This is a genomic window from Paraburkholderia sp. BL21I4N1 (assembly GCF_002973525.1).
Lineage (GTDB): Bacteria > Pseudomonadota > Gammaproteobacteria > Burkholderiales > Burkholderiaceae > Paraburkholderia.
Window position 1 is genome coordinate 1 of record NZ_PVEN01000019.1, and the last position, 14,090, is coordinate 14,090.

General features: G+C 61.3%; 11 protein-coding genes. 8 read left to right on the forward strand and 3 right to left on the reverse strand.

The features are described 5' to 3' along the window. The first annotated feature begins 561 nt into the window (after positions 1 to 561). The 5 genes from B0G83_RS32010 (at position 562) to cqsA (ending at position 6,462) form a co-directional block, all read left to right on the forward strand. Positions 562 to 2,628, forward strand: coding sequence for an AAA family ATPase (locus B0G83_RS32010; RefSeq protein WP_105511345.1), 2,067 nt, complete (start codon positions 562 to 564; stop codon positions 2,626 to 2,628). Further along, positions 2,625 to 3,920, forward strand: coding sequence for an McrC family protein (locus B0G83_RS32015; protein ID WP_105511346.1), 1,296 nt, complete (start codon positions 2,625 to 2,627; stop codon positions 3,918 to 3,920). The genes B0G83_RS32010 and B0G83_RS32015 overlap by 4 nt, the downstream gene beginning before the upstream one ends. Positions 3,921 to 4,267: 347 nt before the next feature. Continuing rightward, positions 4,268 to 4,615 carry a hypothetical protein gene (locus tag B0G83_RS38330; RefSeq protein WP_146120326.1) on the forward strand — a complete coding sequence of 116 codons (348 nt, stop codon included), beginning with the start codon at positions 4,268 to 4,270 and terminating at the stop codon, positions 4,613 to 4,615. 13 nt (positions 4,616 to 4,628) lie between these two features. Then, positions 4,629 to 4,892, forward strand: coding sequence for a PAAR domain-containing protein (locus B0G83_RS32020; RefSeq protein ID WP_105511347.1), 264 nt, complete (start codon positions 4,629 to 4,631; stop codon positions 4,890 to 4,892). A 274-nt stretch (positions 4,893 to 5,166) separates the two neighbouring features. Next, positions 5,167 to 6,462 (forward strand): alpha-hydroxyketone-type quorum-sensing autoinducer synthase, encoded by a 1,296-nt coding sequence (gene cqsA / locus B0G83_RS32025; protein WP_105511348.1) that lies wholly within the window; start codon positions 5,167 to 5,169, stop codon positions 6,460 to 6,462. A gap of 19 nt (positions 6,463 to 6,481) precedes the next feature. On the opposite strand, the gene B0G83_RS32030 is transcribed toward cqsA, so the two are convergent. From B0G83_RS32030 to B0G83_RS32040, 3 genes are all read right to left on the reverse strand, one after another. Then, positions 6,482 to 7,507: a response regulator gene (locus B0G83_RS32030; protein WP_105511349.1), complete on the reverse strand. Its 1,026-nt coding sequence runs from the start codon at positions 7,505 to 7,507 to the stop codon at positions 6,482 to 6,484. Then, complete coding sequence (locus tag B0G83_RS32035; protein WP_258168409.1) at positions 7,504 to 8,859, reverse strand: HAMP domain-containing sensor histidine kinase; 1,356 nt, start codon at positions 8,857 to 8,859, stop codon at positions 7,504 to 7,506. The genes B0G83_RS32030 and B0G83_RS32035 overlap by 4 nt, the downstream gene beginning before the upstream one ends. A 293-nt stretch (positions 8,860 to 9,152) precedes the next feature. Further along, the gene (locus B0G83_RS32040) at positions 9,153 to 9,956 is read right to left on the reverse strand and encodes a LuxR C-terminal-related transcriptional regulator (RefSeq protein WP_105511350.1); all 804 of its coding nucleotides are present in this window, start codon (positions 9,954 to 9,956) and stop codon (positions 9,153 to 9,155) included. Between the two features lie 123 nt (positions 9,957 to 10,079). Between B0G83_RS32040 and B0G83_RS32045 the strand changes: the two genes are divergently transcribed. The 3 genes from B0G83_RS32045 to B0G83_RS32055 all read left to right on the forward strand — a co-directional run bounded on the left by B0G83_RS32045 (position 10,080) and on the right by B0G83_RS32055 (position 14,038). Continuing rightward, positions 10,080 to 11,492: an APC family permease gene (locus tag B0G83_RS32045; protein WP_105511351.1), complete on the forward strand. Its 1,413-nt coding sequence runs from the start codon at positions 10,080 to 10,082 to the stop codon at positions 11,490 to 11,492. Between the two features lie 18 nt (positions 11,493 to 11,510). After that, positions 11,511 to 12,635, forward strand: a complete 1,125-nt coding sequence (locus B0G83_RS32050) for a P1 family peptidase (RefSeq protein ID WP_105511352.1) — start codon at positions 11,511 to 11,513, stop codon at positions 12,633 to 12,635. Between the two features lie 149 nt (positions 12,636 to 12,784). Beyond that, a complete protein-coding gene (locus B0G83_RS32055) occupies positions 12,785 to 14,038 on the forward strand; it encodes an MFS transporter (RefSeq protein WP_105511353.1) in 1,254 nt (417 codons plus the stop codon). The last annotated feature ends 52 nt before the right edge of the window (positions 14,039 to 14,090 follow it).

Sequence of the window (14,090 nt, forward strand, 5' to 3'; positions counted from 1 at the left end):
ATCTCGTCTTCCATCGCATTGCCCTCGTTCTCACGAAAGCACCACCTTCACATTCGGAATGCCGCGATTCAAGACGGGATCCGCTGACGCTTACGGTTATCAACTGGTCAACGATGGCGCGGTAGCCAGTAAAGGTGCATGTCGCCACCCTCATTCAGTGCCATCTATTTCTTGGGAATCGCCAGACATAACTCCCCGCTTTTGGGCGCGTCAGCTAACCGGCGATGGCGCCACATCAGTCTAAACGCCTTGATTATCATCAATCGTATCACTTGCCGAATGGTAACCCCGACGCTCTGATCGACCCAGAGCAGCCGTACGCAGTTCCGTCAGATCAAGGGCCGTTTACGAGGTGCACCGGCCATTGGCGCTTTCATGTCGGCTACCTCGTACTCGGCCGAAGTAGCCATCTAGCTCGCTGAGTTTTTGTTGTATTAGAACGGCCGCTTGAATCCGCAGCCGAAACCAGACCATCCTCCAACGTGCGTGATGCAAACACCGAGCCAGGCGGTATGATCTGCGACGGAGAGAGGGCATCAGTTTTGATTCTGGAGGCGAGCATTGATTGACAACTACCTGAACAAGGACGGCGAGCACCTGTTCGGTTCATTCAGATCGGATGCAGATCGCGAGTGGGCCTGGCAGGTCATTGAATGCATACGCGAGCGCTATCCCGAGATGGATCAGTGGACCGCTGGAGGCCCAAACTACAATTTTACGGACTTGCGTTTCGGGCGGCGCAAGCTCGGTCACACCGCATGGCGAGTGGGCTTTCGGATCCATCTGGCAGGAGGTCGTCCTGCCTGTGGGATGGCCGAGTGGCTTTGTCAAGGTTCGCAGGACCGTCCAGTCATGTCGCCCATGACGCATCCTGAGTTGAGCGCCATCACTGGCTGGCTGGATGGCTGCAAGTCGCGGATAGCGACCCATGCGAGCGACCTGAGTGGGCAGAGCTACAGGCCTTCGGACTATGGCCCTTCAGCGCCTCCCATCGATGACTCGGGCAATCTAGGCAGGCCGACGTTGCCATCTGGTGCCCGTCCAGGAACCGGCGCGCTAAACCTCATCCTTTACGGCCCGCCAGGGACTGGGAAGACTTACTCCACCATCGACGAAGCGTTACACATTCTCGACCCTGATCTGCTGGCGCGATACCCAGAGTTGGCCGGTGCCTCTGCGGCGGATCGTCTGGATAGGCGTTCGATATTGAAAACGAGGTTCGACGAACTGGCTCAGGCCGGGCGCGTGCGCTTTGTTACGTTCCACCAGAGCTTCAGTTACGAGGACTTCGTGGAGGGGATCCGTGCGAACACTCTTGGCAATGGGCAACTCAGCTATCAAGTGATCGATGGCGTGTTCAAGGAATTGTGCAATCGTGCTTCGGTGCCCGTCGCGACCAGCCTATCAACCGGGGCGGAAGCGTCCATCAAGCTCTCAGGTCGGCGCATCTGGAAGATGTCACTCGGTGCGGCCGAGGGCGTTGACTCCTACGTCTACGATGACTGCATCAAGCAAGGGGTGGCGCTGTTGGGCTACGGATACGCGCTCGACTATACCGGCTGTGCTTCGCGTGCTGAAGTGTCTGCCAGGATGCGCGAGCATGGGCGTCAATCCGACGGCAATGACTACGCTGCAACGGCGGTGAATAACTTCATCAACGCCATGAGTACCGGTGACCTGATAGTTGTGACCGACGGGAATCTGAAGTTCCGGGCGATTGGTGAGATTACGGGACCCTATCAGCACATTGAACGCGAGGTGGGCGACGACTACAGGCAGAGCCGTCCCGTGCGTTGGCTCCGCTCCTACGAACCGTCTCTGGGTTTCGGCGAACTGATGGACAACCGGTTCAGTCAGATGACGCTCTATCAGCTACGCGACGGCTCGATCAACATGACGAAGCTTGACGCCTTGCTGGCGCCGGAGTCGCCACTTCCAGAAGCGAAAGCAATGCCCTACGTCTTAATCATCGATGAGATCAACCGGGGCAACGTCTCGCGCATCTTCGGCGAGCTGATCACACTTATCGAAGCGAGTAAGCGCGTCGGCAATCCGGAAGCATTGTCGGTCACGTTGCCGTATTCGCAGAAGCCGTTCGCGGTACCGGACAATGTGTATCTGGTTGGCACGATGAATACGGCCGACCGCTCGCTGGCAGGCCTGGATATCGCATTGCGCAGGCGTTTCCTTTTCAGGGAGATGCCGCCTCGGGCAGCGCTGCTCAACGACGTGGACGTGGAGGGAGTCAACATTGGGCAGATGCTGGCGGTGATGAACGAGCGCATTGAATTGTTGCTTGACCGCGACCACCTGCTAGGCCACGCGTACTTCATGCCGCTGACAGCGGAAGGAGGAAATAAGCTCGAGACGCTGGCTGGCATCTTCAGGAGTCAGGTGTTGCCGCTCCTGCAGGAGTATTTCTTCGAGGACTGGGAGCGCATCGTCTGGGTACTGAACGATCATCGAAAAGCCGACGGCCAGCGGTTCATCCGACAGCGGGGCGCGCCGTTGGCGCAACTGTTTGGCGTGGAACAGGCCGCTATGCTGCGCGACAAACGTTGGGAAGTGAATGACGAAGCCTTCTCCAACATTGCGACCTACGCGGGTATCCTGATCGCCGACGCATGAGCTATCGCACGCTGACCGTCCGTGAATTCGCTCGCTTGACGACTAGCGCGGTGCCGACGACGCTAGACCAAGCGCAGGTGACGGACGCTGACTTCGAATGGCTGTGCGAGATTTCGGCACGTATGCGTACGCAAAGCGGCGCGCACATTCTGCATATTGATGGCCGGCGGTGGCTGCGTCTGGACAACTACGTGGGCGTGCTGGAATCACCCGGTGGGCTGCGCGTTGAGATCTTGCCCAAGCATGTGGAGCGCATCGATAGCCAGACCGTGCGGTGTGCCCGGGTTCTGCTGCGCCGCATGCTCGAAGCCTCCATGAACCTGACGCCGCGCGAAGGTGGGGAGGCCGCGCTCGACCAGTTCGATCATCCGCTAACCGAGTGGGTGATGCGACAGTTTCTGCTCGCACTGGAGTATGTGGTCAAGCGCGGCATGAGAAGCGACTATCTTCGTGTCGAAGAAGAACAGCGGTATTTGCGCGGCCAACTGGATATGGCGAAACAGGCGCGCGCATCGCCTGCGCGCGCAGACATTTTCAATATCCGGCATGACGTGTTCTCGATCGATCGTGCCGAGAACCGTTTGCTCAAGTCCGCATTGCAACGCGTGAGCAAAAGCAGCCGCGATGCCGACAACTGGCGCCTTGCCAACGAACTACTGCACATCCTTAAAGAGGTGCCAACCAGCCAGAACGTACAGGCCGACTTCCGCTCATGGAGCACGGACCGTCTGATTACACATTATCTGCGGGTCAGGCCTTGGTGTCAGATCGTGCTGGGCGACCAGATGCCACTTGCTCTGGCGGGGGAGGCGCAGGGCATCAGCCTGCTGTTTCCGATGGAGAAACTCTTTGAACGCTATGTAGGCCGTGCGTTGCGTGTGAGTCTGCCAGTAGGCTACCGGTTGACCGAGCAGGCATCGCGCCATTGGCTCTGCGACCATGAAAATGCTGGCATTTTCAGGCTCGAACCGGACTTTCTGATCGAGGGCCCGGATTTTGCCACGGTCGTGGATGCAAAGTGGAAGCTGCTTGACGGAGCGGACCGCACCAACAATTACGGACTCAGACAGGCTGATTTCTATCAACTTTATGCCTACGGCCAAAAATATATCGGCGAGAGCGGCGAACTGACTTTGATCTATCCGCGTACTGGGCGGTTCGAGACAGCACTCGAGCCCTTCTATTTCGCTCCCGGACTGCGCTTGCACGTGTTGCCGTTTGATCTGAACGCCGAAAACCTGCATGGTCCGAATCATCTTGCGCCGGGAGTTGGATTACCCTCGAGTTTTTAGGCTTGTAAGTCGACTCGTCGAGCTTCGGCAGAAGGTCCGTGACCTGAGCAGAGCCGACGTTCGAATGTTTCCCTGAAAGCGCCTTCGAACGCCCCTTAATGGCGAACAGGGCCCGGTGACTACGCACGGTGATCGGCACGCGGTGCGTGCGATGCATAGGGCATAATCCGACCCGGATCGGCCGTTCGACACTTGTCTGGCTCGGAACTTGACCGACAAGTTGCTCCGAAAGCAACCTCAATACAACGTGAATACTACATGGCAACTCGTTGGTTTCGATCAGACCGACGACGCCGGAGTTGGTTTGCGCAGTCCGGATAACTCCAACTGATCGCAAAACACGAAAAATGAAATTAAAAAGAAGCCATATTGTTTTTTTTGTTGCTTTTTCTATTTTTGGTATTCTGCCTGCATGCTGCCTGACAGGCGGTTTCCCCACTGCCACATCTTCAATGAAGTGGGTGAAAACCAAGCCATTTTCAGAGGACTATGAGGCGGCAGAGGCGATCTGCAAAAGTGACAAGAATTTGATTGTTGAGAAGTGCGAGAATCCAGTTTTTTATAAGCGAAACGGGGAAGTTTCGCCAGATACAGTGCCATGCTACGTCTCTAATTTTGGTCAATGTATGAGCGACCACGGTTGGGAAGAGCGAGATGTTTCTGGTTTTCAATGTCCGGCTATGAAATTCTTTTGACGCATGATTAACCATGAAGAACGTTATTCGCGTTGGTGACCCGACCAGCCACGGCGGCGTTGTTCAAACGGGCGATTCGGAGTTCGTTGTGGATGGGCGCGCCGTTGCACGCGTTGGCGATACTTGCATCTGCCCGATTGCCGGACATCAAGCATGCGTCATTGTTGAGGGTGATTCGAATTTCGTGATCGGAGGTCGGGCCGTAGCGTTCGATGGTCACCACACGAGTTGCGGTGCAACACTGCAATCGACACTGGAAACTTTCGGTGGCGCCTGACGGTTCCGACCCTGCGTCCATTCCTGATCACCGCTCAGCGCGCCGTGATAACACATCACTACAGACTTCTTCGCACATCGAAAAATGCGACTTTATGCTTTAAGCATGGAATCACACAAGCCACGCCTTATCGATGGGACGATCTCATCAAATGCCACGTAAAAAAGCCCCCTTTCTAGCAGGATTGCTCGTCCGGTTTTCCTGACACGTCATAAATGACGGGCTCACTATGGACCCGCTGACCGCTATTGGCAGCCAACCATAAGGAGCTTGTATGAAAAACGTTCTCGATCCCTTGAAGCAAGGACAAGGGTATCCGCACGCCGCGTTGCCGGACTTCGTGACATCGCGCGTCGAGCGTTATTTCCATGATCGTGTGCAGCAAACGTGGGGAGGCGGCCACATCATGCGGGGTCGTCTGCCGGGTGCCGATGCCCTGCATCTATCGAGTAACGACTATCTGGCGATCGCGCGGCATCCGGACATCATCAACCGGACCGCCGACACCTTATACGCGGACGGCAATGGCCTGCTCATGTCGGCGGTATTCCTGCGCGGCGACTGTCCGCTGTCGCTGTTCGAAAACCGGCTCGCGAGATTCATGCATGCGGAAGCCGGCGTGCTGTGTCAGTCCGGCTACGCTGCGAATATCGGCCTGATTCCGGCGATCGCCACCGCGCAGACCCCGGTCTATCTCGACATGATGGCGCACATGTCGCTGTGGGAAGGTGTGCGCATTGCCGGCGCGACGGCCATCGCGTTCCGCCACAACGACGCGAGCCATCTGGAGCAGCAGATCGCGCGGCACGGGCAGGGCGTCGTGCTGGTCGATTCGATCTACAGCACGAACGGCAGCGTCTGCCCGCTGGTCGAATTCGCGGACGTGTGCGAACGGCATGCGTGCGTGTTCGTCGTCGATGAATCGCATTCGCTGGGCACGCACGGTCCGCACGGTGCGGGGCTCGTCGTGGAACTCGGACTGGAGTCGCGCGTTGCGTTTCGCACCGCCAGTCTCGCGAAAGCGTTTGCCGGCCGGGCCGGCTTTATCACCGCGGCGGCCGACTTCCAGGAGTATTTCAAGTACAGCGCGAATCCGTCGATCTTTAGCTCCACGCTGCTGCCGCACGAATTCAGCGGACTGGACGCGACCTTGTCGGTGATCGAAGAGTCGGACGAGCGGCGCGCGAGACTGGCGTCGAGCGCCGCGTGGCTACGCGAGCGTCTCACGGAGCTCGGGTACAACCTGAACGGCAGCGAGAGTCAGATCATCGCGCTCGAAGCGGGTACCGAGCAGCGCACGATCGTATTGCGCGACGCACTGGAGGCGCGCGGCATTTTCGGCTCGGTGTTCTGCGCACCCGCCACGCCGCGCAACCGCGCGCTGATTCGCCTGTCGGCGCACGCGGCGTTGACGGATGCGGAACTCGAGCGGGTGGTGAGCGTTTGCCGCGACATTCGCAGCGAGGTCGAACTCGACACCTGGCCGTCCACGCGTCGCCTCGGTGACGAATTGTCGCCGCGCCGACGCAGCCGCGAACGCACGGGAGCGGACAGCGCCGTAGCGGCTTGATAGGCGCCGGACATGGCGCTCAGTTTCTTGAGCTCCATGTCCTTTCCATCTCGCGGTCGAGCTTCTCCAGATAGCTGTCGTAGCTGATCACCCGTTCCAGATCGAGTCCCGGCGGGTTTGGAATGACCGCATACACATACTCCTCGCGGCCGCTCAACGACGTCGCGGGGTACATGTAGTCTTCCCATGCCGCACATTGCGCGGGGTAGTCGCCGTCGGTTTGCCAGAAGTAGGGCAGACGGCGGTGGCTATCGAGCTCGGCCAGAAAAGCCGCGGGCGCCTCCTGCTCGACGGCGATCTCGCGCACGCCGCGCAGCGTTTCCGGCGTATGAACGATCAGCAGATAGGTGCTGCCTTTACTGTCGAGCATCAATAGACCGCAAGGACTGTACGAGAGGTAGTGTTCGACGATCCCGAGCGCGCTGGAGAGCTCGGCTACTCGCGTGGCCAACACGTCGTCGCGCAGAAAGGCGTACTCGGACAGGGCCAGCGTATCGAGTATCGAGTGGCATATGTTGTCGAAATAGGCATTCTGCATGTCACGCACCGCGCGATTCAGCGCCGAAATTGCCGTCACGTCCTGCTTGCGGATGAAGCGGTCGATGATGCCCTCGTTGAAACTCTGCACCGCGATATGTTCGTCCGCCTTGCCGGTCAGCATGATCTTGCGCACGGCCGGGTCGGTCATGCGGCGGCAGAATTCGAGGCCGTTCATGCCGGGCATGTCGTAGTCGACCACCACCACCGAGGTCGCGCCGAAACGCTGCGCGTTGTGAACCTGGTTGCGCACGGTGTTGACGCTCAGCGAAATGACCTGCTGCGTGACGTCTTCGTCGGTACGGTCGCGGAACGGCGCGAAGATGGGCGTGCTCGGCGAACTCGGCCGTGGGCTGCTGTTGACGAACTGGAGTGCCTCGACCGGCGAACTGAAGAGTTGAAACGCGAGCTGCGAGTCGAGTTGCAGACAAAGATTCGACAGGAAGGTCGGGCTGTCGTCGACGAAGGTGACGGTCGTCGGAAAATAGAATGGCTTGATCGTGCTCATGTTCCTGTTCCAGCTCGGGGGAAGGTCAAGGTGAATTCGGTAAACATGCCCTCGACAGATTGACAGTCAATAGCGCCGCCCATGTCGCGCATCACGTCGCGGCAGAAAGCCAGGCCGATGCCGGTGCCGATCGACGCGTCGTCGACACCGGCCGGCGACGTATAGAAGCGGGTGAAAATGTGCGGCACGACATCGGGCGCAATGCCCACACCGGTATCGCGGAACAGCAACTGGTTCGACCGCGGCCCGGTGACGAGCCGGATCGAGATCAGCGCGCTGTCGACGCTCGCCATGCCGCGCAGCGCGTTCTTCAGCAGGTTGAACAGCACGTGCGTCATCAGCATGTCCGCGCCGTGAAACGTGAAGTCTGTCGCGAGGTCGGTGAGCACCCGGTCGCGTTCTCCGTCACGAAACGGATAGCGTTCGAGCGCGGCTCTGACGCACTCGCCGATCGAACAATGCACGGTGCCGTGCGAAAAGCCGCCGGTGAAGCGCGCATTCGCGAGCAGCATGTCGATGATGGCGTTCGAATGCAGCGCCTCCTGTTCGATCCGGGAGATGACGCCGTCCATCGACTGAAGATGAGCCCGGCGGATCTTCGGCACGGGCAGTTCGCCCTGTTGCGCGATCGAATAGGTTTCCAGCAGCGACGGCAGGTAGCGGCTCAGACCCGAGGCCCCCGCGCGAATCGCAAGCAGCGGCGTGCGCAATTCATGCGCGATGCTGCCGGCGGTAGCGAGCATGGCCCGCTCCTGCTCGATCCGGATGCGCTCCATGTCGTAGTTCGCCAGCACGCCGATCGCAACGGCGAACGAGAAAATAGCGAGGTGGGTGGGATAGGCCGAGTTGTAGACGGCGGGATGAGTGGTCAGCCAGTAGGCGAGGCACGCCACGCCGATGCCGATCACGAAATTGAGCAGCAGCATCAGCCAGTCGAGCAGCAGCACCAGCACGAAGGCGGCGATCAACGCGCTCTGGATCCACACGTCGGAGCCGTTGTTCTTCAACAGCATGAACGTGAAGAAAAACGGCAGCGAATAGAATACCGCCGCGTACCAGTAGTACGGCATGAAGCGCTTGAGCGACGCCGGCCAGTGCTCGGCGAACAGCATGGGCATGAACAGCAGCGAGCCGACGATCCGCAGCGGCAGATTCTCGTAAGGCTGCGGAAACAGATCGTGCCAGACATAGAAATAAAGCGGAAAGCCAATGACCGCGATGATCGCGAGAGGACGCATCCGGTTGTGCATGTACTGCAGATTGCGGCCGGCGGGGACGAATGCCTGCGCGAGCAGCGCACGCAGTGACGTGAGCTTGCGAATGCCCCACGGCGATACTCGGGTTGTACTCATCGGTGTCGAATAGGAATCTGCCAAATATCCGGATGGGCACTCAGCCTGACAATCGTCTCCTCCGTGCCTCGTCGCCTGAACGGTGAGGCAGGCGGCTTTAGCGCCCGATCCGGCCATTACATCATATTTATCGACGTTGTTTGATCGCGAATTGAGCGGATTGTCGACTCGCCCATTCAGCCAGGCGTCGTTTATGCCGCATGCATTAAGCCGCCTGCGTGGGCGATCCCGATTCCCCGGCGCGTCATGGAAGGTGGCGAGAGAAAGCGGCCGTGAGCGCGACGCGGAGACGTTTACTGTTCCTCGTGCCCCAGCGCCTGAATGAACAACGAAAACAGCTCCGGCTGCGTCGAGATGCCGAGCTTGTTGTAGAGGTTGCGCCGATGGACCTTGACCGTCTCCGGCGAAATGGCGAGGCGCTCGGCAATCGCTTTCGACGAATTGCCGCGCAGCACCAGCCGCGCGATCGACATTTCCCGTTCCGACAGCAATTCCGCGCCGAAGCCGGCGAGCGCCCGCTCGACCCGGCCGGACAGATCGCCGCTGTCGGCGCGTTTGCCCGGTTCAGTGGCGAGACGCGTCTGGTGCTGACGGATCGTCGCGATCAGCCAGGGCGCGCAGACCGCCAGACGGCCGAGCGCCTCGACATCGAAGCGGGTTTTCGCACCGAGCGATAACGACACCACCTCGTGCGTCGGCGCGAGCTTCACGATCAGTTGCAATTCGTCTTCGCCGACGGCGTCGCGGAAATAACTCAGGAAGTATTCGCTCTGCCGGAACAGATCGGGTGCGACCTCTTCGAGCCGGTAGAGGCCGTCGGCGAGACCGTCGTGCGCGGCCTGCAAAAACGGATCGAGCAGGTACAACCCATTCAGATAAAGCGGCACCGGCGACGGTGCGTCCGTGCCGCCGGTATCGAACTCGTCGAGCACGCGCGGCACGCCGTCGGCTCCGATCAGGACCGCCAACGCGTTATCGAACGACATCACTTCGTCGAGCAGAAGAATCAGATTGCGCCAGAACCTGGGGCCGCCCAGATGATCGATCACGCGCGCCAGCGCCTGATGCATCGCTACTTCCGTGAACAGTCGATCCATGCGTCTCCACCTAATTGGCGTAACCCCAAGCGGTAATAGCGGCGCGCAAATTGGCTTCCTACACTCCGCCCAACAGTGCTCAAGTATGGGCGCTGACAAAATCATTGCAAAGGAGAGAGGACGATGGCGATCACCGAAACATCGGGCGCGGCGCAAGCCGTCTCCGTCGAGCTGGACACGCCGCGCGCGCTGAAGCAGTCGCTCAGTGTGCGCGACGTGGTGATGATTACGGTGTCGGGCGTGACGCCCGCCAGTTCGATCTTCGTGATCGCGCCGTTCGCGATCCAGCAGGCCGGCAGCGGTGCGGTGCTGTCGTTCCTGCTGGGCGGCGTGCTCGCGCTGGCCTTCGCGCTGTGCTACGCGGAATTGAGCGCGGCGCACCGCAGCGCGGGCGGCGAGTATGTGATGGCCAAGCGGGTGTTCGGCGCGTTGCCGGGCTATCTGACCTTTATCGCGGTGCTGGCGGTCAGCGTGTTCATTCCCGCGGTGCTGGCGAGCGGCGCGGCGCCGTATCTGAACAACGCATTCGGCACGCGATTCAGCAACCAGTCGGTGGCGCTTGCAATCGTGGTGCTCAGCTACGTGCTCGGCATTCTGAACATCAAGACCAACGCGTGGATTACCGGCGCGTTTCTGACGGTCGAAGTCCTGGTGTTATTGCTGATTGCCTACCTCGGTTTCTCCGAACCGCATCGCGCGTTCAGTGCGCTGGTTCATCCGGAAGTAGCGAGCAAAGGGACGCTGATTTCGGCGACCGCCGCCGCGATCATTCCCGCCGTGGGCACGGCGATTTTTTGCTACAACGGTTTCGGGGCCGCGGTGTTTCTCGCGGAAGATCTCGAAGGCGGCAATCGCAACGTGGCGAAGGCGGTGATCTGCTCGCTGCTGGTGATCCTGGTTGTCGAACTCGTGCCGTTGACGGCGATCGTGCTCGGCGCGCCGTCGTTGATCGATATGTCGGAGAGCGCCGATCCGATCGGCTACGTGGTGCGCGAGCTGAGCAATCCGACGGTGATGCGGGTGGTGAGCGCGGGGATTTTCCTGTCGGTGTTCAACGCCATCATCGCGATCGTGATTCAGGTGGGACGTCTGCTCTATAGCAGTGGACGGCACGCGTTGTGGGTGCGGAGCTGCAATCGCGCGTTCACGCATATCCATGCGCGTTTCGACTCGCCGTGGCTCGCCACGTTGACGCTCGCCGTTCCGTCGACGCTGCTGCTGTTCGTCTCCAGCCTCGACGACCTCACGGCGTTCACGGTCGATCTGCTGCTGGTGATCTACATGGTGATCGCACTGGCGGCGCTTGCGAGCCGCATCGTGCGACGCGACGTCGAGCATCATTACCGTATGCCGTTGTGGCCGCTGCCGCCGCTGCCGCCGCTGGTTGCGCTCGGCGGCGCGGGCTACGTGTTGTACACGACGATGCAGAGCGCGGCCAAGCCGACTGATCTGTACATCATCGGCGGATTGTTGGTGCTGGCGCTCGCAATGTACGCGGCGTGGGCACGTCATAGCGCGACGTTTCGCGCACTTTGAATTGAAGGAAGACAGGCAATGCGCACCAGAGAACTTGGCATCCGTATCGGGCGTGGCACACCGGGCCGTTTCAATGCAATTACCGACGTCGCGGGCGTGCGGGTGGGGCATCACACGCTGAACGTCGAAGCAGGGGACGCGTCGGTGCATACCGGCGTGACGATCATCGAACCGCGCGCGGGCAGTGCGCGTTTGCAGCCGTGTTTCGCGGGTTGCCACGTGCTGAACGGCAACGGCGACGCGACCGGCCTTGAATGGATCCGCGAAGCGGGGCTGCTGACCACGCCGATCGCGTACACCAACACGCACAGCGTGGGCGTGGTGCGCGACGCGCTGATCGCCGCCGAGCGCGACGCGGTGGCGAGCGACGTCTACTGGTGCATGCCGGTCGTGCTCGAAACCTTCGACGGGCTGCTCAACGACATCTGGGGGCAGCACGTCAGCGCGGATCACGTGCGGCGGGCGCGCGCGGAAGCGCGTCCGGGCGACGTGCGGGAAGGCAATGTCGGCGGCGGCACGGGGATGATTTGCCACGAGTTCAAAGGCGGCATCGGCACGGCATCGCGAGTATTGAAAGCGGGCGAGGGCGGCTGGACGGTCGGCGCGCTCGTGCAGGCGAACTATGGGCGGCGCGACGCGCTGCGGGTGGCCGGCTATCCGGTGGGCGAAGTACTGGAGCAGGTGCATTCGCCGTTTCGTCAGACCGCCGACGGACGCACCGGCGAAGCGGGCATGGGCTCGATCGTCGTGACCCTCGCCACGGATGCGCCGCTGTTGCCGCATCAATGCACACGGCTCGCACAGCGTGGCAGTGTGGGTATCGCGCGCATGGGCGGCGGCACGGAAGACCCGAGCGGCGATATCTTCCTCGCGTTTTCGGTGGGCAATTCGGAGCTGCCGGTGGCGAACTATGGACGCGTCGGCGCGCCGACCACCGCTGTCGAGATGGTCAATAACGACCACATGTCGGCGCTGTTCTCGGCCGCGGCCGAGGCGGTCGAAGAAGCGATCGTCAATGCGCTGCTGGCCGCGAAAGATCTGAACGCACGCGGCGCCCGCGCGGAAGCGATCGGCGCGGAGCGCCTGCTCGCCGCACTTCGCGAAGTGGGCTGGCGGCCCGATGGCGAAAGCCGCCGAGCCTGATTCACCGCGCGGCGCGCTCGCTATGTGGGATGCCTCGATGCGCGGCAGGCCACCGGCGAATCGCGCCGCGCGATGCGACGACGCATGACCGCCGATCTTGCTCTACACTAGCTGCCGCCCCAGCCAGCCTAGTCAAGAGCAAGACATCGATGCCTCCCGCGCCCGCCGAGCCCTCACCCGTCAGTTTGCCGAAACATCCCGCGTTTCAACGTTTCTGGTGTACCCGCATCCTCTCCTCGCTGTCATTCCAGATGCTCGCCGTGGCGATGGGCTGGCATATCTACGCGCTCACGCATAGCGCGTTCGCACTTGGCCTCGTCGGCCTCGCGCAGTTTCTGCCGATGTTCGTGCTCACGCTCGTGGTCGGGCAGGTCGCCGACCGCTACGACCGTCGCCGCATCGCCGCGATCTGCCAGGGACTCGAAGGCGTCGCGGCCTTGCTGTTTGCTTGCGGCACGTTCGGCGGCTGGATCAGCGCGCCGGTCATCTATGCGCTGGCGGCCTGCGTCGGCGCGGCGCGCGCGTTCGAATCGCCGGCCGTCGCGTCGCTGTTGCCCGCGGTCGTGCCGCGTGGCCAGTTGCCGAAAGCGACGGCGTGGGCCACGTCCGCGAATCAGACCGCGCAGATCGCCGGTCCCGCGTTGGGCGGTTTGCTGTACGGCATCGGTCCCGGCGCGGCGTATCTCGCGTGCATGCTGTCGTTCGCCGCGGCGGCGGCCGCCGTCTGGGGGATTCCGCTCCAGGCGCGGCCCGCCAATCGCGCACCGGTCACGCTCGAATCGGTGTTCTCGGGCATCGCGTTCATTCGCAAGCAGCCGGTGATTCTCGGCGCGCTGTCGCTCGATCTGTTCGCGGTGCTGTTTGGCGGCGCGACCGCGTTGCTGCCGGTGTTCGCGCGCGACATCCTGCATACGGGGCCACTCGGTCTCGGCCTGTTGCGCTCCGGCACCGCGATCGGTGCGCTCGCGGGCACCGTGTGGCTTGCGCATTTTCCATTACGCAAACGACCCGGCGCGGCGATGTTCGGCGGCGTGATCGCGTTCGGCGCGGCGACGGTGGTGTTCGGGCTGTCGCATGATTTCTTCGTGTCGCTGTTTGCGCTGATGGTGCTGGGCGCGTCCGATACGATCAGCGTGGTGGTGCGTCTGTCGCTCGTGCAATTGCGCACGCCGGAGGAGATGCTCGGACGCGTCAGCGCGGTCAATTCGCTGTTTATCGGCACGTCGAATCAGCTGGGTGAATTCGAGTCCGGTATTACCGCAGGATGGTGGGGCGCCCAACCCGCCGTGCTGGTGGGCGGCATCGCGACGATCATGGTCGCGCTGCTGTGGATGCGCTTCTTCCCGGAACTCAAGCGGACCCGCACGCTAGAACCGGAAGACGGGCTCGCGCCGAGCCGTTGATCGAAGCGGCCTGCGCGGCCGCTATGATGGCGTCATCGTCATCCGGTTTCCG